This window comes from Kitasatospora sp. NPDC056800, assembly GCF_042789775.1.
Classification (GTDB): Bacteria; Actinomycetota; Actinomycetes; order Streptomycetales; family Streptomycetaceae; genus Kitasatospora.
Genome location: NZ_JBHUAL010000074.1, coordinates 14622 through 37860, shown reverse-complemented (window position 1 = coordinate 37860; position 23239 = coordinate 14622). Strand labels below are relative to the sequence as shown.

Here is a 23239-nt window from a genome sequence, read left to right as displayed (position 1 = left end):
CACCAACGCGGGCGTCTCCGAGTTCTACACGGTGATGGCGGTGACGGATCCGGAGAAGCGGTCGAAGGGCATCTCGGCGTTCGTGGTGGAGAAGGACGACGAGGGAGTGTCCTTCGGTGCGCCGGAGAAGAAGCTGGGCATCAAGGGGTCGCCGACGCGTGAGGTGTACTTCGACAACGTGCGGATCCCTGCGGACCGGATGATCGGTGCGGAGGGGACGGGTTTCGCGACGGCGATGAAGACCCTGGACCACACCCGCGTCACCATCGCGGCGCAGGCGATCGGGATCGCGCAGGGTGCGCTGGACTACGCGAACGGGTATGTGCGGGAGCGCCGGCAGTTCGGGAAGGCGATCGCGGAGTTCCAGGGTGTGCAGTTCATGCTGGCGGACATGGCGATGAAGCTGGAGGCGGCGCGGCAGTTGACGTACGCGGCGGCGGCGAAGTCGCAGCGGGGGGACGCGGATCTGACGTTCTTCGGTGCGGCGGCGAAGTGCTTCGCGTCGGACGCGGCGATGGAGATCACGACGGACGCGGTGCAGTTGCTGGGCGGGTACGGGTACACGCGGGACTACCCGGTGGAGCGGATGATGCGGGACGCGAAGATCACGCAGATCTACGAGGGGACCAACCAGGTCCAGCGGATCGTGATGGCCCGCAACCTCCCGTAACGCGCACACACACGCACCGACGGCCGGTCCCGGCCCCCGATCGCCCGTCCGCGGTCGGGGGCCGGAAAACCGTGCGACGGCGGGCGGCCGCGCTCCGTAGGCTGCCCGCCATGTCCTCCACGCCCGCCGCGACGACCACGCCGTCCGCACCGCCCGCCACGCTCAGCCTGGCCCCGATCACCCCCGGGAACATCGACGCCGCCCTCGCCCTGCGGGTCCGCCCCGACCAGGAGCACCTGGTGGCGCCGGTGGTGAAGTCGCTGGCCGAGGCGTACGCGTACGGGGAGACGGCCTGGCCCCGGCTGATCCTGGAGGACGGGCGGCCGGTCGGCTTCGTGATGGCCTTCTTCGACATCGTCTTCCACCCCGACCACCCCGGCGACCGCCCCCGCTCCGGCCTGTGGCGGCTGCTGGTCGACGCCGGGCAGCAGCGCGGCGGGTACGGCCGCTTCGCCGTCGAGCAGGTCTGCGCCGAGATCCGCCGCCGCGGCGGCATCCGCGCCACCGTCACCTACCACCCGGGCCCGGACGGCCCGGCGGAGTTCTACGCCCGCCTCGGCTTCCGCCCGACCGGTGAGCTCAGCGGCGACCAGGCCGTCGCCGAACGGGAGTTGTAGGACCGCCGCGGCCTGCCGCGGTCCGGCGGCCGCCGGGTAGGGTCCGGGGCCATGACCGAGCCGGGCTTCCTCACCGAGACCAGGGCGTTCTACGACGCCGTCGCCACCGAGTACACCGAGCTCTTCCGGGACGCGCTGGACCGCATGCCGATGGACCGGGCGATGCTGAGGCTCTTCGCCGACCTGGTCCGCGCCGAGCGGCCGGACGGCAGGGCGGCCGAAGTCGGCTGCGGCCCGGGCCGGATGACCGGGCCCCTGCACGGCCTCGGCGTGGACGTGCGCGGGATCGACCTCTCGCCGCGGATGGTCGAGCTGGCCCGGAAGGCCCACCCGGAGGTGCCGTTCAGCGTCGGCTCGATGTTCGACCTCCCCTTCCGGGACGGGGAGTTGACCGGCGTGGTGGCCTGGTACTCGATCATCCACACCCCGGCGGAGCGGCTCCCCGAGGTGTTCGCCGAGTTCGCCCGGGTGCTCGCCCCCGGCGGCCACCTGATGCTCGCCTTCCAGGTCGGCGACCGGCCCCTGCACCTGGAGCGGCCGTTCGGGCAGCCGGTGTCGCTGGACTTCCGCCGGCTGCGGCCGGAGCACGTCGAGGAGCTGGCCCGGGAGGCGGGCCTGCCGGTCACCTCCCGTACGGTCCGGGAGCCGGAGGGCGACGAGAGGACCCCGCAGGCCTACCTGCTGGCCCGCAAGCCGGTGGCCAGGGGCTGAACCGGAGGCCGGATGCCGGGCGCCGACGGCCGCACGTCAGGCGGCCGGGGCCGACGGCTGCCCGGAGGCGGTCGCGATCACCTCGTCCAGCACCTCGCGGGAGCGGAGCAGGTCGTCGATCGTCCGGTCGATCCGCTGGCGCTCCGCGGTGAGCTCCTCGACCAGGAGCGGGGTGGCGATCTCGTTCGGGCTGCCGTCGGAGTCCCGCATGCAGGGGAGGATCTTGTAGATGGTCCGGCTGTGCAGTCCGGCCGCGAACAGCTCCTGGATGTGCACCACCCGGTCGACGGCGGCCTCCGGGTACTCCCGGTGGCCGCCCTCGGTGCGGCGGGCGGCCAGCAGGCCCTGCTGCTCGTAGTAGCGCAGCGAGCGCTCGCTCACACCCGTCCGCCGGGCCAGTTCGCCGATCCGCATGCCGCCCACCCCGTCCCGTGCCGCCGTCGCCGTCCGCCGTCGCCGTTCACCGGCCCCGCCCGCCGTCGCGGATCGGGCCGCCCGGAAACCTGACATCGATGGTAGCTTCCCGGTCCCGGCGCGGGGGGCGGAACCGGATAACACAGCGGTGTCCGGCCCGGCCCGACCGGGGGTGACGCGCGAGGAACAGGCGATCGTGCCATGATCCCTGCATGTCTTCCAACGTTTTCTTCGACATCGAGATCAACGGCGAGGCGGCCGGCCGGATCGTCTTCAAGCTCTACGACGACGTCGTCCCCAAGACCGCCCAGAACTTCCGCGAGCTGGCCACCGGCCAGAACGGCTTCGGCTACGAGGGCTCCGGCTTCCACCGCGTGATCCCGGCCTTCATGCTCCAGGGTGGTGACTTCACCAACCACAACGGCACCGGCGGCAAGAGCATCTACGGCGAGAAGTTCGCCGACGAGAACTTCAAGATGAAGCACGACCGCCCGGGTCTGCTGTCGATGGCCAACGCCGGCCGCAACACCAACGGCTCGCAGTTCTTCATCACCACCATCGTCACCGACTGGCTGGACGGCAAGCACGTCGTCTTCGGCGAGGTCCTCGAGGGCATGGACCTGGTCAAGAAGATCGAGGGCCTCGGCTCGCAGAGCGGCCGCACCTCGGCCAAGATCACCATCGCCAAGTCCGGCGTGGTCGCCTAAGCACCGCCGCCACCTGGCACGCACCGCCCCGGAGCGGGACGTCGGATCTTCCGATCTCCCGCTCCGGGGCGGTTTCGCGTCCGCCCCCGTACCCGCGCCCGCACCCGGACGCCGCCCGGTTCCCGCCCCCTTTCGCGCCGGGCGCCGCCGTGCGGCGGGCAGGGTAGCCCGGAGCGCGGCCGTCCGGGCCGGAACCGGGCAATCGTGCGGCCTGCCTGCGCCGGAGCCCTACGCTCGATTCGGACGCGGCCCCAGCCGCGGCCGAACTCGACTCTGCGGCAAGGTGGTTGACCGATGATGGAGCAGGGCGCCGACGACGGCGAGGTGACCTACGAACAGGTGACGGTGGTCTCCCTGGCCGGCTGCGAGCCGGTCGGCCCGGCGCGGTTCGCCGTCCGGGTCGCCCGCGAGGGCATGACCGTCAAGCGGGTGGCGGGCTACTGGGTGCGCTGGGACGAGCGGTGGGGCCCGGAGGAGGTCCGCCACCACTCCCGCTGGATCGCGGACGAGGAGTACGTGCGGCCGGACACCGGCAGCCTGGAGGGCACCCTCGCGGTGATGGTCGCCGCGTACTGGACGGACCCGGCGGGCGCCTTCCCGCGCCGCCCGGGCACCGAGACGGTGGTGACCTTCCGGCCGGGCGAGACCGAGCACGAGCTGGTGCTGGAGCAGCCCGCGCCGCCCGTGTCGGCGGCCGCCGCCGCGCACCGCCCGGCCTCGCTGTCGGTGCAGCTGACCCACGCGCGGTGGCTGGGCGGCGACGGGCAGCCGATCCACTACGGCTTCTCGGGCGCGACCGAGGAGGCGGCCGGCGGCGAGGGGGAGTGGCTGGTCCGCTTCCCGGAGTGCGGCACCGGCCTGCTGCCGTACGTCTAGGCCGCATGGCACGTCCCGTACCCCCGCGCGTTCAGGCGGGGCTCGGAGCGGGCCGGGCCGGCGCCGCCGCGGGCCCCCAGTCGCCCGCCCGCGTCCCCACCTTGCGCGCCGGTGCGCCGGCCCAGATCTCGCCGGGGCCGGTCGAGCGGGTGAGCACCGCGTTGGCCCCGACGACGGTGCCCGCGCCGACGGTCAGCACGCCCTCCTTGCACACCACCTTGGCGCCCGCGCACAGCACCGCCCCGTCCTCGACCACCACCCGCCGCATCGCGCTCTCCTCCTGCGGCACCCAGGGGTCGGCCCGGCCGATGGTCACGCCGTTGTAGAGCGTCACGCCGGCGCCGAGGGTGGTGTACGGGTGCAGCACGGTGCCGAAGCCGCGGTGGAAGACCATCAGCCCGGGCCCGATCTCGCAGGCGGCGGGCACCTCCATCCCGTACAACGCGAGCGCCTCCTGGACCAGGCGGCCCAGGAGGCGGTGGCGACGGCGGCGGATCAGTGCGGTGACGAGTGGCATCCACTCATTGTGGTGGAGCGGTCACGCGAAGTGGCCGACTACTTGAACTCCGGCACCGCGGTGTCGTTCTTGAAGGCGTCGAAGACCTGCTTGGACTTGCCGGCGTCCCAGAGCACGGCGGACTCGCCGGTCTTGGTCCGGTAGTCCGGGTTGCCGATCGGCACGGTCAGCGACTTGCCGCTGCCGCCGTTGACGTCCTTCATGGCGAGGAAGAGCGAGCCGAGGTCGGTCAGCCCGCAGTCCTCGTCGACGATCAGGGTGCCGAGCGCGGAGTCGACCAGCGGGTAGAAGGTGAACGGGTTCATCAGGTTGCCCGGGGAGGCGGCCTGGTGGGCGAGGGCGCCGAGGAACTTCTGCTGGTTGCGCATCCGGCCGAGGTCCTGGTCGGCCATCTGGTGGCGCTGGCGGACGAAGGCCAGGGCCTGCTTGCCGGTGAGGGTCTGGTCGCCGGCCTTGAGGTCGAGCCCGGAGTCCTTGTCCTTGACGTCCTGGTCGATCTTCATCTCGACGCCGCCGATCGAGTCGACGATGCCGACGAAGCCGCCGAAGCCGATCTCGGCGTAGTGGTCGATCCGTATGCCGGTGTTCTGCTCGACGGTCTGGACCAGCAGGCGGCCGCCGCCGTTGCCGAAGGCCGAGTTGATCTTCGCGGTGGTGCCCTTGACCGGCTTGCCGTTGCTGCCCGGGTGCTCGGGGATCGGCACCCAGGAGTCGCGCGGGATGCTCATCAGGGTGTTCCCGTTGTCCCCGACGTGCAGGATCATCATCGAGTCGCTGCGCTTGCCCTCGGTGTCGTGCCCGGTGTGCAGGTCGTCCTGCTCGGAGTCGGTGAGGCCCTGGCGGCTGTCGGAGCCGACGATCAGCCAGTTGGTGCCCTTGCCCGCGGCGGGGCGGCCGGGGTAGTCGGCGAGCACGTTCTCGTGGTTGAGCTTGGAGTCTGCCCAGAACCAGGTGGAGACGGCGGTCACCATGACGGCGATCAGCAGGCCGAAGACCGACCACTTCACGATCCGCCGCCGCGACCAGCGCCGGGCCTGGGCACCGGGCGGGCGGGTGCCGCCGGGGCCGCCGGGACCGCCGGGGCGGCCCTGACCACCCTGACCACCCTGGCCACCGGGACCGCCGGGCCCGCCCGGGCCGCCGGGACCACCGGGGCGCCCCGGGCCGCCGGGACGGGCGCCGGGTGCGCCGGCCCCCTGCGGCGGGACGCCGCCCAGCCGGGACTGCCCCGGTTGCCCCGGCTGCCCCCCGGGCTGTCGCGGCTGCCGTGGCGCGGCCGCCCCCGGCCCGCGCGGGTTCAGCGAGGACGGCAGCGGCGGCTCGGCCGAGCCGCCTCCACCGCTGCCGCCGTACGGGTTCCCGCCGCCCCCCGGGCGGCCCTCCTGCCACGTGTTCATGCCGACGAGGATGCCCGACCCCGGTCGGGCTGACTCCCCCCGGGGGGCCCACCAGGCCTCTTGTAGCAGTTTTGATGCACGCCCCGAATCGTTCCGCCGAAACATCCGGACACCCGCCGTTCCAGCGGCTGAAACGTTTCTTGACCAGCTCGAACACAGCGTGTTTGCATTCCAGGCATGGATCAGCGTTGGGCACTCACGCGTCGGCGGCACGTCGACCTGCGGCGCGGTGTGGCCTGTTCGCTCTGTCGCGGCTGACACGCGCCCGTCGGGTCCCCGTACTCCCCGCAGGCCCCGCACGTCCGCCGACGTAGCGCCCGGTGCCCCGCAACGCCCCCCCCGCACCGTTCCCGCACCGCCCCCGGTACCGGCCCCCACCGCGGCGCCTTCCCCCGCCGCCGCACTCCGCCGCGCCGCGCCGCCCCGCTTCCAGCCAGAGGTGAAACCCATGGCCGTCGTCCTGTCCGTTTCCGGCTCCCCGTCCGCCACCTCCCGCACCACCCGCCTGCTGCGCCACGTCGACGCGCGGCTGGCGGAGCGCGGCCACCACGTCGTCCCCTTCGAGGCCCGCAGCCTGCCCGCGCACGCGCTGCTGTCGGGCGACTTCGACCACCCCGAGATCGTCGCCGTCACCGAGCTGTTCGCCCGCGCCGACGGCGTGGTCGTCGGCACCCCCGTCTACAAGGCCGCCTACTCGGGCCTGCTGAAGGCCCTGCTGGACGTGCTCCCGCAGTACGCCCTGGCCGGCAAGGCCGTCCTGCCGCTCGCCACCGGCGGCTCGCCCGCGCACGTCCTCGCGGTGGACTACGCGCTGCGCCCGGTGCTCAGCTCGATGGGCGCCGGCCACATCACCCAGGGCTGGTTCGTGCTCGACCGCCACATCACCGCCCGGGAGGACGGGACGACCCTGGTGGAGCGCGAGACCGAAACGCTGCTGGCCCCGGTCGTGGACGGCTTCGCCACGGCCCTGGAGCGGCTGGCCGCACCCGCGCTGACGAGCTGACGGACCGTCGCCGCCGGCCCGTACGGGGCGTCCCCGAGACGGGCCGCGGCGACCCCTAGGGGGAGCCGCTCCGTGGCCCGTAGAACCTTGGTTGAGAGGCTTCATTCCGGCGGATGACGAGCGCTCCGCCGCCGACTCCTAACGTGGTTCACACATCCCCACCCGCCAGGAAGCGGCCCGGTTGCGCCGGGTCCGGTGGCCAGGTCCACCGGGAGGGTGGAGACAACTCCCGGTCGAGGACTACCGCCCGCGCCATGTCGCGCGGCGGGCGGGCCCGTGAGGCTGGGGGCCAACGGGTGAGCGCATCTTCCTTAGGAGTGTCCCAGTGACGACGGCAGCAGCAGCCGTGTACGACCCCCAGCTTCCCGGCGGGGCGCCCGCCGTCGCCGCGTCGGCCCGTCAGGTCACCAAGGCGTACGGCTCGGGCGAGACCAGGGTGACCGCGCTCGACGCGGTCGACGTCGACATCCAGCGCGGCCGGTTCACCGCGATCATGGGGCCGTCGGGCTCCGGCAAGTCCACCCTGATGCACTGCCTGGCGGGCCTCGACACGGTCACCTCCGGGCAGATCCGGATCGGCGACACCGAGATCACCGGCCTGAAGGACAAGCAGCTCACCAGGCTCCGGCGCGACAAGATCGGCTTCATCTTCCAGGCCTTCAACCTGCTCCCGACGCTGAACGCGCTGGAGAACATCACGCTCCCGATGGACATCGCCGGGCGCAGGCCCGACCAGGCCTGGCTGGACCAGGTGGTGGAGACGGTCGGCCTGTCCGGCCGGCTCAAGCACCGCCCCGCCCAGCTCTCCGGCGGCCAGCAGCAGCGCGTCGCGGTGGCCCGGGCACTGGCCGCCCGCCCCGAGATCATCTTCGGTGACGAGCCCACCGGGAACCTGGACTCCCGGTCCGGTGCCGAGGTGCTGACCTTCCTGCGCCGCTCGGTGGACGAGCTGGGCCAGACCATCGTGATGGTCACCCACGACCCGGTCGCCGCCGGCTACGCGGACCGCGTGCTCTTCCTCGCCGACGGCGTGATCGTGGACGAGATGTACGCGCCCACCGCCGACTCCGTCCTCGAACGCATGCGCCGTTTCGACGGCAAGCGCACCAGCTGAGCGGCGGGACGACACCATCATGCTGCTCAAGACCTCACTGCGGAGCTTCCTCGCCCACAAGGGCCGGATGGCGCTCTCGCTCATTGCCGTCGTGCTGTCGGTGGCCTTCGTCTCCGGCACCCTGGTGTTCTCCAACACCGCCACCGGCACCTTCGACAAGCTCTTCGCCGCGACCTCCTCCGACGTCTCGGTCCAGCCGCCCAAGCCGGCCGAGGACGAGGAGCAGCAGGCCGCCGTCAAGCCGCCGACCGTCCCGGTCGCGCTGGAGCGGCAGGTCGCCGCGCTGCCCGGGGTGAAGAGCGCCGTCGGCCAGGTCCTGGTCGAGAACGCCGTCATGATCAACCCGGCCACCAACAAGCTGGTCGGCCCGACCACCGGCGCGCCCACCCTGCTCGGCAACTGGACCGACACCCCGGGCAACCCGCTGAAGGTCACCTCCGGCCACACGCCGCGCGGCCCGACCGAGCTGCTGCTGGACGCGGACACCGTGAAGAAGGCCAAGCTCGCCCTCGGTGACACGCTCAGGGTCGAGAACCCCCTCGGCCGGCACGACTTCACCATCGTCGGCATCGGCACCTTCACCACCACCAACCCGGGCGCGGCGCTCGGCTTCCTGGACACCCCGACCGCCCAGCAGGCGCTGCTCGGCGGGCCGGCCTTCAGCACCGTCGAGGCGTACGGCGACGGCAGCCGCGGCGACGACCGGCTCAAGGCCGACGCGCTGGCCCGGCTCGGCGGCGGGTACCAGGTGAAGACGGCGGCCGAGCAGAAGGCCGACCGCAGCGAGCAGGTCGGCAAGGGCCTCGGCTTCATGAAGTACGCGATGCTCGGCTTCGCCTTCGTCTCGGCGATCGTCGGCGCCTTCCTGATCGTCAACACCTTCTCGATGCTGGTCGCCCAGCGCACCCGGGAGATCGGCCTGCTGCGCGCCATCGGCGGCAGCCGGCGGCAGGTCAACCGCTCGGTGCTGGTCGAGGCGCTGATCCTGGGCGTGCTCGGCTCGACCCTCGGGGTCGCGGCCGGCCTGGGCGTGGCGGTCGGCCTGATCAAGCTGATGACGGCGATCGGCATGGACCTGGAGGCGGCCGACCTGCAGATCGGGCCGGACGTGTTCGTCGCCGGGTACGCGCTGGGCATCGTGGTCACCCTGGTCGCGGCCTGGTTCCCGGCCCGCCGGGCGAGCCGGATCTCGCCGATGGCCGCGCTGCGCGACCACGGCACCCCGGCGGAGGCCCGGGCCAACCTCGTCCGCACCGGCCTCGGCCTGCTGCTGACGGCGGGCGGCGGCTCGGTCCTGGTGCTCGGCGCGGGGGCGGAGAAGGCGGCCACCGGCGGCCGGTACCTGGGCCTCGGCGTGGTGCTCACCCTGATCGGCTTCGTGGTGCTCGGCCCGCTGCTGGCCTCGGCCGTCGTCCGGGTGCTCGGCGCGCTGCTGCCGGCGCTGTTCGGCCCGTCCGGCAGGCTCGCCCAGCGCAACGCGATGCGCAACCCGCGCCGCACCGGCGCCACCGCCGCCGCGCTGATGATCGGCCTGGCGCTGGTGATCGCCTCCGCGGTGTTCAGCTCCTCGGCCGTCACCTCGACCAGCGCGCAGATCGACAAGTCGGTGGGCGCGGACTACATCGTCTCCGGCGGCCGTACCGCGATCACCCCCGAGATGACGGACGCGGTCCGGAAGACCCCGGGCATCGACCACGTCACCACCCAGCGGTTCTTCGCCGCCAAGGTCCAGCTGCCGGACGGGCAGAAGGCCAAGACCCCGCTGACCGCCGTGCCGCCGTCCTTCTTCGGCACCGACTTCCGGCCGACCGTCGACTCCGGTGCGGTGGACTCGCTCCAGCGCGGCTCGCTGGGCATCGGCGCCGCCTTCGCCAAGGACCACGGCCTGAAGGTCGGCGACCAGGTCACCGTCGACTACGGCCAGGGCCGCACCCAGACGGTGCCGGTCGGCGCGGTCTTCGGCAAGGGCGAGCTGTTCGGCGACGGCTCCTTCGTGGCCATGGACACCATGGAGAAGGTCGTCCCGGCCGCCGAGCAGCCGCCGGTGTGGACCTTCTTCGCCAAGGCCTCCCCGGGCGCCGACGTCGACCGGACGCTGACCGCACTGGAGGACGGGCTGAAGGAGTACCCGCAGCTCACCATCAAGGACCGGGCCGGCTACAAGGAGCTCGCCCAGTCCCAGATCAACACCCTGCTCTACCTGATCTACGGGCTGGTCGCCCTCTCGATCACGGTCGCGGTGCTCGGCGTGGTCAACACCCTGGCGCTGTCGGTGGTCGAGCGGACCCGCGAGATCGGCCTGCTGCGGGCGATCGGGCTCTCCCGCCGCCAGCTGCGCCGGATGATCCGGCTGGAGTCCGTGGTGATCGCGGTGTTCGGCGCCGTCCTCGGCACCGGACTGGGCCTCGGCTGGGGCGTCACCGCCCAGCGGGTGCTGCGGGACCAGGGCCTCGGGACGCTCTCCGTCCCGACCGTCACGGTGGCGGTCACGCTGGTCGCCTCGGTGCTGATCGGCCTGTTCGCCGCACTCGTCCCGGCCTTCCGGGCCGGACGCATGAACGTCCTCGCGGCCATCGCGACGGACTGACCCGGCGCCGGGGGGCGCCGGGCCCGGACCACGGGGGACACGGGGGGACCCGTGGGGGAACGGGGGAACGGGGGAACGGGGGAAACGGGGGGACCCACGGGGGACCGGGGGCACGGGGGACAGGGGCCGGGTGCGCACAGCACCCGGCCCCTGCGCCGTGCCCCGCCCCCGCAGGTCCGGGCCGGTCCGGCGGGCGTACCGTCCGCTTCCCGGGTGCTGGGATGATCGTCCGATGCTCCCCTCGGACGCCCCGCCCCTGCCCAGCGCAGCGCCCCTCACCAGCGCGGCCGCCGCCCGCTGGCGCGCCGCCCGGACCGCCTGGCGGCTGGACGGCCGCTGGCTCGCGCTGGTGCCGCTCGCGTTCGTGGTCCTGGCCGGCGCGGTGGAGCCGGACGTGGGCCGGTGCAACGTCCAGAACGTCTGCCGGGACACCTGGGGCTCGGGGCTGGCCGGCTGGTCGGTGCTGGCCGAGATCGTCCTGCTGGCCACCAGGGCCCGGGTCCGGGTGCTCGTCCCGCCGGTCGTCCTGGCGCTGCTCTGGTACCTCCCGGAGGGCCTGGTCACCCCGGTCGCCCGCTGGTCGGCGGTGCTGCTGCACGTGCTGCTCACCGCCGTCCTGCTCGGCGCCGAGTCCGGCCGCCGCCGCGCCCGCCAGCAGCTGGACGAGCTGATGGCCCCGCCCGTCCCCTATCCCTGGAGCGCCGCCGGCGGGCCCTCGCCCGTCCACCGGGACGGCCCGCCCGTGCTGCGCCGCGCCCTCGGCGTCCTGCTGCTGGTGGTCGCCGTGACCTTCCCGGTGTACGGCCTCTGGGCGCAGGCCCGGGCGGACGGCGCCGCCGAGCGGGCCACCCGGGTGACCGGCACCGCGGACGGGAGCGACCGGGACGGCGCGCTGACCGTCCGCTTCCAGCCGCCCGGCGGCGGCCCCGAGCGCACCGCCGCCCTGGACGTCTGGTGGCAGCGCCGGCCCCAGCCCGGCGAGCCCGTCCCGCTGCTGGTGGACGGCGACTCGGTGCGCGCCCTCGGCGACGACTACGACGTCTCCGGCCAGCTGGCCGCCGGCGGCCTGATCGCCCTGCCCGGCCTGGTGCTGCTCGGCTCGGCCGCCGTCGCGAGCGCCCGCCGGGGCAGGCCCGCCTTCGCCGGAGCCGGCCCCGCGCTCGCTGTCCGGGTGCGCGCCGACGCCCGCGGCGACCTGCTGGTGCTGCCGCTGGACGGCCCACCGGACGGCCCCGGGCTCTGGCGGCTGGTCGAGCGCGACCGCTACCGCTGGGCCCGGAACGCCGCCCCGGACGGCGCGGCCCCGGCCTGGGTGCCCGAATACCTGGAGACCGAGGACGAGGACGCCGACTACCCCGACCCGGTGCTCGACCACGACGAGGACGAGGAGGAGCACTGGGAGCTGTTCGACCGGGCGACCCCGGCCGAGGCCGCCGAGTGGCTGGCCCGGGCCGGCCGCAGCGTGCCCGCCGTGCTGTACGGCGGCCCGGACGGGCCCGACCACCAGCTCCTCGTCCGCCCCGGCCTGCTGGACGGCGACCCGCACTGGGTGGCGGCCGTGGTCGCTCCCGCCGCCCGGCCCCCGCGCGTCGGCCGGCGCTCCGGGCGCTACCGCGAGCGCGACCTGGCCGTCGCCGCGCTGACCGCCGAGACCGTCGCCGCCGCCCCGGCGGCCGGTCCGGACGCCGAGCCGCTGGCCGCCCGCCGCTGGGAGATGCCGCTGCCGCTGCGCGCGGCCGCCGGACCGGTGGCCGCGCTGGTGGTCGCCGCCGCCGTGGTGCTGCTCGACGACGACGGCTGGTGGGAGGGGCTGCTGCGCCCGCTGTGGATCGGCTCGCTGGCGATCCTGGCCTGCGCCCAGACGCTGTCCTGGCAGCTGGTCGCCGACCGCAACGGCCTGCGGGTGGCCACCGCGCTGCGCACCCGTTGCTACCGGTGGGCGGAGATCTCGGCGGCGGCGGCGCACCGGAACCTGCTCACCATCCGGCTGCACGGCGGGCGGGAGTTCTCCTTCTTCAGCCGCCCGGCGGTCTGGCTGGCCGCCCTCTTCGGCGGCCGGTACGACCCGGGCGCGGTGGCCCGGACCGTCGCCACCGCCGCCCACCGCCCCGACCTGCGCCCGGCACAGGCCCTGCCGGACCGGCTGGGCGGCCCCCAGCACCTGGTGAACCGGCTCGCGCTGACCGGCTACGCGGTGTTCACCGTCGCCCACTACGCACTCTGAACCCACCCCGGACCGCCACCGGATCCACACCGCTTCCGGCCTGCGCGTAAGGGGGAGTACGGTGTTCTTGATCACAGCACCGGCGCGGCACCGCGAGGCGTCCCCGGCAGCCCGGACCGGGACAAGACGAGGACACGTCCGCACCGGTACGGTTGGCCCCGATGAACACCAAGGCTGCTGAGGAGCTGCCGGCTGTTTCCGTGATCATGCCGGTGCTCAACGAGGAACGTCACCTGCGCACGGCGGTCCGGCGCATCCTGGACCAGGAGTACCCCGGGCCGATGGAGGTGGTGATCGCCCTCGGCCCCTCCACCGACCGCACCGCGGAGATCGCGGCCGAGCTGGTGGCCGAGGACCCGCGGGTGCGGACGGTGGCGAACCCCACCGGCCGGACGCCGGCCGGGCTGAACGCCGCGATCCGGGGCTCCCGGCACCCGATAGTCGTGCGCGTGGACGGCCACGGCCTGCTCACCCCCGGCTACATCACCACGGCGGTCCGGCTGCTCGGCGAGATGGACGCGGCCAACGTCGGCGGCATCATGCACGCCGAGGGCGAGACCGAGTGGGAGAACGCGGTCGCCGCCGCGATGACCTCCAAGATCGGCGTCGGGAACGCGGCCTTCCACACCGGCGGCCTGGCCGGCCCGGCGGACACCGTCTACCTCGGGGTGTTCCGGCGCGAGGTGCTGGAGAAGCTCGGCGGCTACAACGAGGAGTTCATCCGCGCCCAGGACTGGGAGCTGAACTACCGGATCCGCCAGGACGGCGGCCTGGTCTGGTTCACCCCGCAGCTCAAGGTGACGTACCGGCCCCGCCCCTCGGTGCGGGCGCTGGCCAAGCAGTACAAGGACTACGGCCGCTGGCGCCGGGTGGTCACCCGCTACCACCGGGGCTCGGTCAACCTGCGCTACCTCGCCCCGCCGGCCGCGCTGGCGGCGGTCCTGCTCGGGCTGGGGCTCGGCGCCGCCGTCCACCCGGCCTTCCTCGCGGTGCCCGGCGCGTACCTGCTGGGCATCCTCGGCGGCGCGGCGGTCGAGGGGCGCGGCCTGTCGTTCAAGGCCAAGGCGCTGCTGCCGGTGGCCTTCGCGACCATGCACCTCAGCTGGGGCTTCGGCTTCCTGACCTCACCGCGCTCGCTGGCCCGGCGAGTGATCGCCAGCGTCGGCCCGGCCGCCAAGGACGTGCTCTCGAAGACCGGCTGATCCGCGGATCCGCCGATTCGTTTCGGCAGCCGCCCCGGCGCCTTCTCGACGCCTCCTCGGCGGCACCACCCGGAACCCGTCCGGCACCCTTCTCGGCACCGCTATCGTCGGTGCGCATGGCGACAGTTGAGGACGGGTCGGGCGCGGCCCGGATCGAGCCGAGCGCGGACGTCGACGAACGGGCCGCGATCGGCGCCGGGACGACGGTCTGGCACCTCGCCCAGGTCCGCGAGGACGCGGTGGTCGGCGCGGACTGCGTGATCGGCCGCGGCGCGTACGTCGGCCCCGGCGTCCGGATCGGGGACCGGGTCAAGGTGCAGAACCACGCGCTGGTGTACGAGCCGGCGGTGGTCGAGGACGGGGTGTTCATCGGCCCGGCCGCCGTCCTCACCAACGACCGGTACCCGCGCGCGGTCACCCCAGACGGCCGCCCCAAGGGCCAACTCGACTGGCGTGCCGAAGGGGTGACGCTCCGTCACGGCTGCTCGATCGGCGGCCGGGCGGTGCTGGTCGCCGGGGTGACGGTCGGCCGCTGGGCCCTGGTCGCGGCCGGCGCCGTGGTGCACCGGGACGTCCCGGACTTCGCCCTGGTCGCCGGTGTCCCGGCCCGCCGGATCGGCTGGGTGGGCCGGGCCGGCGAGCCGCTGCGGCCCGCCGGGGACGGCGGCTGGCAGTGCCCCCGGACCGCCGAGCGCTACCGCGAGCAGGGCGGAACCCTCGTACCGCTGTAGCTACTTGGCGCAGACGTCGGTGTCGTCCGCCTGCACCCGCTGGAGGTCCTCGGGCGCCTCGGTGGGCACCGCCGGGGTGGCGGGGGCGGTCAGCACGTCCTTGCCGAGCACCAGCAGCAGCCCGTTCTTCGGGTCGGACTTCTCGGCCGGCCGGACGGCGTCGCCGGGCAGGCCGAGGGCGGCGGCCAGGGCGCCGGCCTCGGCCTCCATGCCGCTCGGGTAGGACACCGTGGTGGTGTCGGCGGGCGGTGCGTCGCTGCCCACCGCGGCCCGGTCGAAGCCCTTCGCCCGGAGCTTCTCCACGGTCGGCCCGGACTGTCCGCGCTTGCCGCTGCCGTTGCGGACCGTCAGCTGGGCGGTCTTGAGGTGGATCGCCGGGAGGGTGGCGGCCGGCGTGGTGGGGGCCGGGGCCGCCGGGGCCGCCGAGGCGTCGGCGGCCGGTGCCTCGGGGGCGGGCGGGGCGGCGGTCTCGGTCAGCGAGCGGTCGGCCGCGACCATCGCGAACAGCTGCCCGGCGTCCGGCTGCTTGAGGATCACCCGGTTCTCGTCCTTGGGGTCGTCCAGGACGGGCGCGGTGGTGAAGGTGATGTTCTTGGTGTCGACCTTGCCGATGTCCAGCGCGAGGTCCTTGAGCTTGTCCACGCTGCCGATGCCGGAGTCCACGGTGAGCGCCTTGGTGGCGGCGTCCGCGAGCTTGTAGAGCTTGGTCGGGCTGGTCAGGGTGTCGTCGCTCTTGATCTTGCGGATCATCGAGCTGATGAACTGCTGCTGGAGCGGGATCCGGGTGAGGTCGCCGCCCTGGCCGACCGCGTGCCGGGTGCGGACGAAGGCCAGCGCCTCCTCGCCCTGGACCACGTGCCGGCCCTTGGTCATCTTGAGGTGGGAGCCGGAGTCGTTGATGTCCTTGGCCGCGCAGACCTCGACCCCGCCGACGGCGGTGGACAGGCTCTTCACCGCCTCGAAGTTGACCTGCACGAAGTGGTCGACCCGGATCCCGGTGTTCTTCTCGACGGTCTTCCAGGTGCAGCCCGCGTCGCGCCCGGCCTGGCCGAGGCTGTTGTTGAACTCCTCCCGCGCCGAGCCGGGGATCTTCTTGCCCTGGGTGCTCTGGCACTCCGGGATCGGCAGCATCAGGTCGCGCGGGAGGCTGATCACCGTCGCGTTGGTGCGGTCCTTGGCGATGTGGAACAGCAGGGTGGTGTCGGCGTGCCCGGTGCTGCCCTCGTCGCCGTACTCCCGGCCGAGGCCCTCCCGGCTGTCCGTGCCGATCACCAGGACGTTCAGCGCGTCCCCGGCGGCCGGCGGGCGCTCGGACTCGTCGCCCAGCTGGACCTTGACCGAGGTCAGGTTGTCGTTGAAGTGCCGGTACAGGTAGTACGCCCCGCCACAGCCCGCGACCATCACCAGGGCGCCCGCCCCGGCCGTCCACTTGAGGGCGCGTCGGCGCCGGCTGCGCCTGGCGAGCGCGGCGGCCCGCCGACGGGTGTCCCGGCGGCCCTCCGGGGCCGGTGCGGCGGGCTCCTCGGCGGTCGGTGCGGCGGCCCCGCGGCGCTGCCGGGGGACGCCGGGGGCCGGGTCCACCCGGTACCGTCCGGTTTCCGGTTGCTCCTCGTGCACGGGGGTTCCCTACCTTCGACCGGTCACGGCTGTGGACCGCCCGTACGGACGGGCCGATCCGGACACAGTAGACGAGCCGAACGCGGGAGTCGTTCCCGGTGTGATCTCCGCCATGTTCCGGCAATGCGGAGGTAAATACCATACGTGGCCGACCAATTGCGGAAGCGTCCGGATCGGTCGGTGCGGCCGGCCCGGGGCGGTCGGGGCGGCCGGGGGTGCCCGGCTCAGTGCTGGGCGCAGGCGTCCACGTCGGCGGTGCGTCCCTCGAAGGTGGGCGCGGCGCCCGCCGAGGGTGACGCGTTCGCCAGCGCCGCCACCTCGGCCGTCGGCTGGCTCCCGGCGCCCGGACCCGCCGCCGGCGAGCGGCCCGCCCCCGGGACCGGCCCCGGGGACGGCGTGGACCCGGGCGCCCGGACGGCGACCGGCCGGTCGTCCCGCAGCGCCGCGAACAGCTGGCCGGTCTGCGGCTGCACGAACTCGTCCCGGTCCGAGTCGTAGCGGTACGGGCGGCGCGGCGCGGTCAGGAAGACCACGTCCGCCGAGGGGATGCCGCGCAGGTCCTGGGTGAGGTCGTACAGCGCGCCGAGCGAGGACAGCGCGCCGTCCGCCCGGACCGAGGAGGTCGCGGCGTCCAGCACCGGCCACAGCTTCGCCGGGTTCAGCAGCACGCCCTGCGACTGCACCTTGCGGATCAGCGCGGCCAGGAACTGCTGCTGACGGCCCATGCGCTGGGTGTCGCTGCCGTCGCCCAGGCTCTCCCGGGCCCGGACGTAGCCGAGGGCCTGCTCACCGTGCAGGGTCCGCCGCCCGGCGGCCAGGTCGAGCTTGGCGTCCTTGTCGTGGATCGGCTGCGGCACGCACACCTCGACCCCGCCGATCGCGTCCACCATCGTCTTGAAGCCGCTGAAGTCGAGGATCACGTAGTGGTCGATCCGGATGCCGCTCAACTGCTCGACGGCCCGGATCGAGCAGGCCGGACCGCCCGTCTCGAAGGCCCAGTTGAACTGCATCAGCGCGGGCCTGCTGCGGGTGCCGTCCGGCTTCTCACAGGCGGGGACGGTGACCATGACGTCCCGCGGCACGGAGACCGCCGTCGCGTGCCTGCGGTCGGCGGCCAGGTGCAGCAGGATCGTGGTGTCCGAGCGCTGGCTGCCCGGATCACCGCCGTACGAGCCGTTCGCGCCGGAGCGGTCGTCACTGCCGATCAGCAGGAGGTTCTCGGCGCCCCGCGCCCCGGCGGTGCGGCTCGGCCGCTCGGCCTCCAGCTTGGCGAGCAGCCGGTCGGTGGCCGAGTCCGCGCGGATGTTGCCGTCCAGCGTGCGGTAGGCGATCCAGAGCAGCACCCCGGTGGCGACCAGCAGGAACGCGACGGCGCCGGCGGTGATCATCAGCCACCGCCGGCGCCTGCGCGGGCGTCCGCTCCCGCCCGGAGGGGTGTCCGTCGGCGGGCCGTCCTGGGCCGCGCCGTTCGTCGGGGGAGTGGCGGTCGGGGGGTGCTCGGTGTCGTCCTCGGCCATGGCAGCGATCCCTACCCGCCGGGCCCGGGCCCGGGGTTAGCCGAGGCGCAGTGTCACCCGTTCGGATTCGGTCCGCTTCTCCCACTGCCCGGCGTCCAGCGTCTGCGAGTTGCGGCAGAGCACCACCGAGGCGCCGGCCGCCAGCGGCGCCAGCAGACCGGCCTCCAGACCGGTCCAGTCGTCGTACGAGAGGGTGGACAGCACGCGGTCGCCGGGCTTCAGGCCGAGCCGTGCCGCCCCCTCCCGGGCCAGCGCCACGGTCTGCTCGCCCGTCAGCTTCAGCGGCAGCCCGTCCACCGCGGTCTCCAGCGCCGGCCCCTCCGGGGCGACGGGGGAGTACGGGGCGAAGCGGTCGCCCTGGCCGGGCACCTCGGCGGCGTAGTCGAGGAAGCCGTCCGGGCGCTGCGGGAAGCGGCCGCCGAGCGGACGCAGGGCGAGCGCGACCCGCTCGCCCTCGCAGGCCTGGGCGGCCTCCAGCCCGTCCGGGCCGCTGACCACCAGGTCGGCGGCGGCCGGGTCGCCGCCCGGCACCGCCGTCACCCCGACCGACCAGCAGGCCAGCAGCCAGACGGCGCTCTGCCAGTGGGCGGGCAGCAGCAGCGCCGCCCGGTCGCCGGGGCCGGCGTTCAGCTCGTCCTGGAGGAGGTTGGCCGTCTTGGCCACCCAGTTGTCGAAGGTCCGGGCGGACAGCTCCACCCGTTCGCCGGTGGCGTCGTCGTAGAAGGTGACCAGAGGGGCCGCGGGATCGACCGAAGGCGTGCCGCCGCGCAGGAATGCGTGCAGCAGCTCGACGGGGGTGCGGGCGTCGGCAGCGAAGGGCGCAGTCATGGTGCGCCCCAGCCTACGGCCTTCGGGTGGGAGGTCGGGAGGGGCGGCCGAACGGGCGCGGAGCGGCGTGGCGGGCGGTCCGGTTTGCGGCGACGATCCGGTTTATGCGCCTCTCACTTCCGGCCGCCCTGCTCGCCGGCTGCACCGCCGCCCTCCTGCTCCAGCCCGCCGCCGGTGCGACCCCCTCGTCCGCCCCGCGCCGCCACGACTTCGCCGGCGGCGGCTCCACCACCACGCTCCCGCTGCCCGCCGGGACCGGCCTCGCCCCGCGCGGCACCGCACCGTTCGAACTCCTCGGCCTCGGCTGGGACGGCCCGGCGGACGCACTCGCCGGCGCGGTGCTCCGGGTCCGCACCCGGGACGCGGCCACCGGCCGCTGGAGCGGCTGGCACCGGCTGGAGGCCGACGCCGAGGACGGCCCCGACCACACGGCGCACGGCGCCACCGCCCCGCTCTGGACCGGCCGCAGCGACGGCGTCGCCGTCGAGTTCCGGCCCGGGCCCGCCGGAGCGCCGCCCGGACTGCGGCTCGACCTGGTCGACCCGGGACACGGCGCCGCCCCGGCCACCGTACGGACCCTGCCCGCGGAAGCGCCGACCGCGCCGACCACCGGGCCGGCCAAGGGGCAGGCCCCGCGCCCGAGGATCGTCACCCGGGCCGGCTGGGGCGCCGACGAGTCGCTGCGCGACCCGGAATTCGAGTACACCGGCCCGGTCCGCGAGGTCTTCGTCCACCACACCGCCACCACCACCGACTACGCCTGCGCCGACGCGCCCCGGGTGGTCCGGGCGATCTACCAGTACCACGTGAAGACCAACGGCTGGCGGGACATCGGCTACAACTTCCTGGTCGACCGCTGCGGCACCGTCTACGAGGGCCGGGCCGGCGGCGTCGACCAGCCCGTCCACGGCGCCCACACCCTCGGCTTCAACACCGACTCCGCCGGCGTCGCCGCCCTCGGCACCTACACCGGCGACCAGCCGTCCCGCCCCCTCCTCGACGGCCTCGCCGCCCTCGCCGCCTGGAAGCTCGGCCTCGCCGCCCGCCCCGCCGACGGCCGCGCCCGCCTCACCTCCTCCTCGGACGCCAGCCGCTACCCCAAGGGCAGCACCGTCGACTTCGACGCCGTCTCCGGCCACCGCGACGCCTTCGACACCGAGTGCCCCGGCAACGCCCTCTACGCCCGCCTCCCCGCCCTGCGCGCCGCGGCGGCCCGCCTGCAGACCCGCTGACCCCGGGGCCCTCCGCCGTCCCGCCGGCGCTGTCCGACCACCCGCGTATCGTTCATGTCCGGAGGCGACCCGGGAGGCGACGGCGGTGGAAGCGGTACGGCGCTGGCGCCCGGGCTTCCCGCTGGACGTCGCCCGCACGCTGCTCCCGCTGCGCCGCGGCCCCGCCGACCCGGCGTACCGCAGCACCGGCGACGGCGCCGTCTGGCGCGCCTCCCGCACCCCGGGCGGCATCGGCACCCTGCGGGTGCTGCCGCGTCCGGCCGCCGGCGAGGTCGAGGCGAGCGCCTGGGGCCCCGGCGCGGACTGGCTCCTCGACCGCCTCCCCGCCCTGCTCGGCGCCGAGGACGCCCCGGAGGCGCTGGTCCTGCCGCCCGGCCCGCTGCGGGACGCCCAGCGCCGTACCGCCGGGGTCCGGCTGACCAGGACGGGCCTGGTGCTGGAGTCGCTGGTCCCGGCGATCCTGGAGCAGAAGGTCACCACCGACGAGGCGTACCGCGCCTGGCGCCTCCTGCTGCGGGACTTCGGCACCCCGGCGCCGGGCCCGGCCGAGGGCATGCGGGTGGCGCCGTCGGCCCGCGAGTGGGCACTGGTGCCGAGCTGGGAGTGGCACCGGGCGGGCGTGGACCCGAAGCGCTCGGGCACGGTCGTGCGCGCCGTCCGCCTGGCGCCGCGGCTGGAGGAGGCCTCGGCCATGGGCCACGAGGAGGCCTTCGCCCGCCTCACCGCCGTCCCCGGCATCGGGCCCTGGACGGCCGCCGAGACGCTGCAGCGCAGCAACGGCGACCCGGACGCGGTCTCGGTCGGGGACTTCCACCTGCCCAACCTGGTCGGCTGGGCGCTGGCCGGCCGCCCCCGCAGCGACGACGCCCAGATGCTCGCGCTCCTGGAGCCCTACCGCCCCCAGCGCCACCGGGTCTGCCGCCTCCTGCTGGCCACGGCCGCCCACGCCCCCCGCTACGGCCCCCGGCTGACTCCCAACGACCACCGCCACCGCTGACCCCGGCGGCTGCCGCTACCGGACGGTGATGAAGGCCCCCGCGTCGCGTTCCGGACGGACCTTCGGCGCCTCCGCGGGCCGGCCGACGGCGACGGCGCCCATCGGGTCCCACCCCTGCGGGAGGTCCAGCGCCTCCCGCACGGTGTCGCGGCAGAACATGGTGGACGAGACCCAGGCGGAGCCGTACCCCTCGCCGGTGAGCGCGACCAGCAGGTTCTGCACGGCGGCGCCGGCGGCGACGGTGAACATCTCCCGTTCGGCGGCGGCCCGGCGCGGGTCCGGGTAGTCGTGCGAGCCGTCCGTCACCAGGCAGGGCACCACCAGGTACGGGGCGTCGCGCAGGACGTCGCCGCGGGCGGTGCGCCGGGCGATCTTCGCCTCGTCCCAGCCGTCGAGTTCGCGCAGGTCGCGCTGCCAGGCGGCGAGCATCGCGTCGAGCAGCCGGACCCGGGTGTCCGCCGACTCCAGCAGCACGAACCGCCAGGGCGTGGTGTGGTGCGGGGCGGGCGCGGTGACGGCGGCGGCGACGGCGCGGCGGACGGCGGCCGGGTCGACCGGCTCGGTGGTGAAGGAGCGGACGGTGCGCCGCAGGGTGACGGCCTGCCGCAGCGCCTCGGAGGTGCCGAGCCGGAACATGTCGTCGACGGCGGGCCGGACCAGCGGCCGGGCGCCGTCGCCGTCCTCGGCGGTGACGAGGTGTCCGAGTCCGCGCACGACGGCGACCGGGACGCCGCCGGCCTTGCCCTTCACCAGGTCGGCGGCGGCGGCGAGTTCGTCGGCCGTCGCGGTGACGGTCATCTCCAACCGGTTGCCGTGGCTGTCGGTGCGGCCGCGGTGGTCCTCCAGGACGGAGAGGCCCGCGGCGCCGATCGCCACGTCGGTCAGCCCGTTGCGCCAGGGCCGGCCGAAGGTGTCGGTGACGACGACGGCGAGCCGGCGGCCGGTCAGCCGCTGGAGCCGGGCCCGCAGCGCCCGGGCGGAGGCGTCCGGGTCCTCGGGCAGCAGCAGCACGGTGCCGGGGGCGGTGTTGGAGGCGTCGACCCCGGCGGCGGCCATGACGAGGCCGTTGCGGTTCTCCACGATCCGGACCGGCCCGCGCCGGGCGACCACCCGGACGGTCTCGGCGTCGATCGCGGCCTCGCGGTCGGCGGCGTGCAGCAGCCGGCCCTCGGCCTTGCTGACGATCTTCGAGGTGACCAGCAGGATGTCGCCGTCCTGGTACGTCCCCGCCTTGGCGATGAGCTCGCCGAGGTCCGCCCCGGCCGCGACCTCGGGCAGCCCCTCGACGCCGAGGACCTCCAGCGTCACTTGCGCACCTGCTCGGCCAGCGCGAGCGCCGCCCGCGCCATCTCGGCGGTGGCCTCGACGTCGGTCATCAGCAGCGGGACGGCCCGGCAGGCGATCCCGGCGGCCTCGACGGCGGCCACCGAGGCCTCGTCCACGGTGTCCACCAGCCACCCGTCGACGAGCGCCGCGCCGTAGTCGAGCGCGACCGCCTCCGCCGTGGCCTCGACGCCGACGGCGGCGAGCACCTTGTCGGCCATGCCGCGCACCGGCGCCCCGCCGATGATCGGGGAGAGCCCGACCACCGGCGCGGGCGCGGCGGCGACCGCCTCCCGGATGCCGGGGACGGCGAGGATGGTGCCGATCGAGACCACCGGGTTGGACGGCGGGAAGAGGATGACGTCCGCCTCGGCGATCGCCTCCAGCACACCGGGTGCGGGCTTGGCGGTGTCCGCGCCGACCGGGACGATCGCCTCGGCGTCCACCTCGGCGTGCAGCCGGACCCAGTACTCCTGGAAGTGGACCGCCCGGGTGCCCTGCTCGTCGGTGATCCGCACGTGGGTCTCGACCCGGTCGTCGCTCATCGGCAGCAGCCGCACGCCCGGCTTCCAGCGCACGCACAGCGCCTCGGTGACCTGGCTGAGGCTGTACCCGGCGGTGAGCATCTGGCTGCGCACGAGGTGGGTGGCGAAGTCGCGGTCGCCGAGCCCGAACCACTCGGGGCCGACGCCGTACTCCTTCATCTCGGCCTTGATGGACCAGGTCTCGTCGGTCCGGCCCCAGCCCTGTTCCTCGTGGATGCCGCCGCCGAGGGTGTACATCACGGTGTCGAGGTCGGGGCAGACCTTGAGGCCGTAGAGGTGGATGTCGTCGCCGGTGTTGCCGATGACGGTGATCTCGTCCTGCGGTCCGACCGCCGCGAGGAGTCCGCGCAGGAAGCGCGCCCCGCCGATTCCGCCTGCCAGTGCCACGATGCGCATGGGGTTCATCCTGC

The 23239-nt window shown here is 74.6% G+C and carries 21 protein-coding genes; 13 read left to right on the top strand and 8 right to left on the bottom strand.

The annotated features are described in order from the left end of the window. The 3 genes from ACFRQN_RS18470 to ACFRQN_RS18460 form a co-directional block, all read left to right on the top strand. Positions 1–670: acyl-CoA dehydrogenase family protein (locus tag ACFRQN_RS18470; RefSeq protein WP_380741195.1), on the top strand; the 670-nt coding region annotated here is incomplete at its 5' end. Between the two features lie 110 nt (positions 671–780). Next, the gene (locus ACFRQN_RS18465) at positions 781–1287 is read left to right on the top strand and encodes a GNAT family N-acetyltransferase (RefSeq protein ID WP_380741194.1); all 507 of its coding nucleotides are present in this window, start codon (positions 781–783) and stop codon (positions 1285–1287) included. Between the two features lie 51 nt (positions 1288–1338). Beyond that, positions 1339–1998: a class I SAM-dependent DNA methyltransferase gene (locus ACFRQN_RS18460; protein WP_380741193.1), complete on the top strand. Its 660-nt coding sequence runs from the start codon at positions 1339–1341 to the stop codon at positions 1996–1998. Between the two features lie 36 nt (positions 1999–2034). On the opposite strand, the gene ACFRQN_RS18455 is transcribed toward ACFRQN_RS18460, so the two are convergent. Further along, positions 2035–2412, bottom strand: a complete 378-nt coding sequence (locus ACFRQN_RS18455; RefSeq protein WP_049650041.1) for a MerR family transcriptional regulator — start codon at positions 2410–2412, stop codon at positions 2035–2037. A gap of 212 nt (positions 2413–2624) precedes the next feature. On the opposite strand from ACFRQN_RS18455, the gene ACFRQN_RS18450 reads away from it, so the two are divergent. Continuing rightward, the gene (locus ACFRQN_RS18450; RefSeq protein WP_380741192.1) at positions 2625–3119 is read left to right on the top strand and encodes a peptidylprolyl isomerase; all 495 of its coding nucleotides are present in this window, start codon (positions 2625–2627) and stop codon (positions 3117–3119) included. A gap of 294 nt (positions 3120–3413) precedes the next feature. Beyond that, complete coding sequence (locus ACFRQN_RS18445) at positions 3414–3995, top strand: hypothetical protein (RefSeq protein ID WP_049650011.1); 582 nt, start codon at positions 3414–3416, stop codon at positions 3993–3995. Positions 3996–4026: 31 nt separating this feature from the next. Here the strand turns inward: ACFRQN_RS18445 and ACFRQN_RS18440 are convergent, their stop codons facing one another. Beyond that, positions 4027–4512, bottom strand: coding sequence for a hypothetical protein (locus ACFRQN_RS18440; RefSeq protein WP_049650010.1), 486 nt, complete (start codon positions 4510–4512; stop codon positions 4027–4029). A gap of 38 nt (positions 4513–4550) precedes the next feature. Then, positions 4551–5909: an LCP family protein gene (locus tag ACFRQN_RS18435; protein ID WP_380741191.1), complete on the bottom strand. Its 1359-nt coding sequence runs from the start codon at positions 5907–5909 to the stop codon at positions 4551–4553. Positions 5910–6357: 448 nt separating this feature from the next. Here ACFRQN_RS18435 and ssuE point away from each other — a divergent pair, with 448 nt between their 5' ends. The 6 genes from ssuE (at position 6358) to ACFRQN_RS18405 (ending at position 14770) form a co-directional block, all read left to right on the top strand. Then, positions 6358–6912, top strand: a complete 555-nt coding sequence (gene ssuE / locus ACFRQN_RS18430; protein ID WP_049658692.1) for an NADPH-dependent FMN reductase — start codon at positions 6358–6360, stop codon at positions 6910–6912. 325 nt (positions 6913–7237) lie between these two features. Next, positions 7238–8026: an ABC transporter ATP-binding protein gene (locus ACFRQN_RS18425; protein WP_049658694.1), complete on the top strand. Its 789-nt coding sequence runs from the start codon at positions 7238–7240 to the stop codon at positions 8024–8026. A 16-nt stretch (positions 8027–8042) separates the two neighbouring features. After that, positions 8043–10613: an ABC transporter permease gene (locus ACFRQN_RS18420; RefSeq protein ID WP_380741196.1), complete on the top strand. Its 2571-nt coding sequence runs from the start codon at positions 8043–8045 to the stop codon at positions 10611–10613. Positions 10614–10845: 232 nt separating this feature from the next. Further along, the gene (locus tag ACFRQN_RS18415; protein WP_380741190.1) at positions 10846–12837 is read left to right on the top strand and encodes a hypothetical protein; all 1992 of its coding nucleotides are present in this window, start codon (positions 10846–10848) and stop codon (positions 12835–12837) included. Positions 12838–12998: 161 nt separating this feature from the next. Beyond that, complete coding sequence (locus tag ACFRQN_RS18410; protein ID WP_049659498.1) at positions 12999–14039, top strand: glycosyltransferase family 2 protein; 1041 nt, start codon at positions 12999–13001, stop codon at positions 14037–14039. Positions 14040–14155: 116 nt separating this feature from the next. Further along, positions 14156–14770, top strand: coding sequence for an acyltransferase (locus ACFRQN_RS18405; protein WP_380741189.1), 615 nt, complete (start codon positions 14156–14158; stop codon positions 14768–14770). Here the strand turns inward: ACFRQN_RS18405 and ACFRQN_RS18400 are convergent, their stop codons facing one another. The 3 genes from ACFRQN_RS18400 to ACFRQN_RS18390 all read right to left on the bottom strand — a co-directional run bounded on the left by ACFRQN_RS18400 (position 14771) and on the right by ACFRQN_RS18390 (position 18732). Continuing rightward, the gene (locus ACFRQN_RS18400) at positions 14771–16387 is read right to left on the bottom strand and encodes an LCP family protein (protein WP_380741188.1); all 1617 of its coding nucleotides are present in this window, start codon (positions 16385–16387) and stop codon (positions 14771–14773) included. A 224-nt stretch (positions 16388–16611) separates the two neighbouring features. Further along, positions 16612–17904 (bottom strand): LCP family protein, encoded by a 1293-nt coding sequence (locus tag ACFRQN_RS18395; RefSeq protein ID WP_380741187.1) that lies wholly within the window; start codon positions 17902–17904, stop codon positions 16612–16614. A gap of 36 nt (positions 17905–17940) precedes the next feature. Beyond that, a complete protein-coding gene (locus ACFRQN_RS18390; RefSeq protein WP_380741186.1) occupies positions 17941–18732 on the bottom strand; it encodes a TIGR03089 family protein in 792 nt (263 codons plus the stop codon). 104 nt (positions 18733–18836) lie between these two features. Here ACFRQN_RS18390 and ACFRQN_RS18385 point away from each other — a divergent pair, with 104 nt between their 5' ends. Next, positions 18837–19964, top strand: a complete 1128-nt coding sequence (locus ACFRQN_RS18385; protein WP_380741185.1) for an N-acetylmuramoyl-L-alanine amidase — start codon at positions 18837–18839, stop codon at positions 19962–19964. Positions 19965–20049: 85 nt separating this feature from the next. Beyond that, complete coding sequence (locus ACFRQN_RS18380; protein ID WP_375877533.1) at positions 20050–20961, top strand: DNA-3-methyladenine glycosylase family protein; 912 nt, start codon at positions 20050–20052, stop codon at positions 20959–20961. Positions 20962–20976: 15 nt separating this feature from the next. On the opposite strand, the gene ACFRQN_RS18375 is transcribed toward ACFRQN_RS18380, so the two are convergent. Together ACFRQN_RS18375 and cofD are read right to left on the bottom strand one after the other, a co-directional pair. After that, on the bottom strand, positions 20977–22269 hold the full coding sequence (locus tag ACFRQN_RS18375; protein WP_380741184.1) for a coenzyme F420-0:L-glutamate ligase: 1293 nt from the start codon (positions 22267–22269) through the stop codon (positions 20977–20979). Beyond that, positions 22266–23225 (bottom strand): 2-phospho-L-lactate transferase, encoded by a 960-nt coding sequence (gene cofD / locus ACFRQN_RS18370; protein WP_049657261.1) that lies wholly within the window; start codon positions 23223–23225, stop codon positions 22266–22268. Before cofD ends, ACFRQN_RS18375 begins: the two co-directional genes overlap by 4 nt. Positions 23226–23239 lie beyond the last annotated feature (14 nt).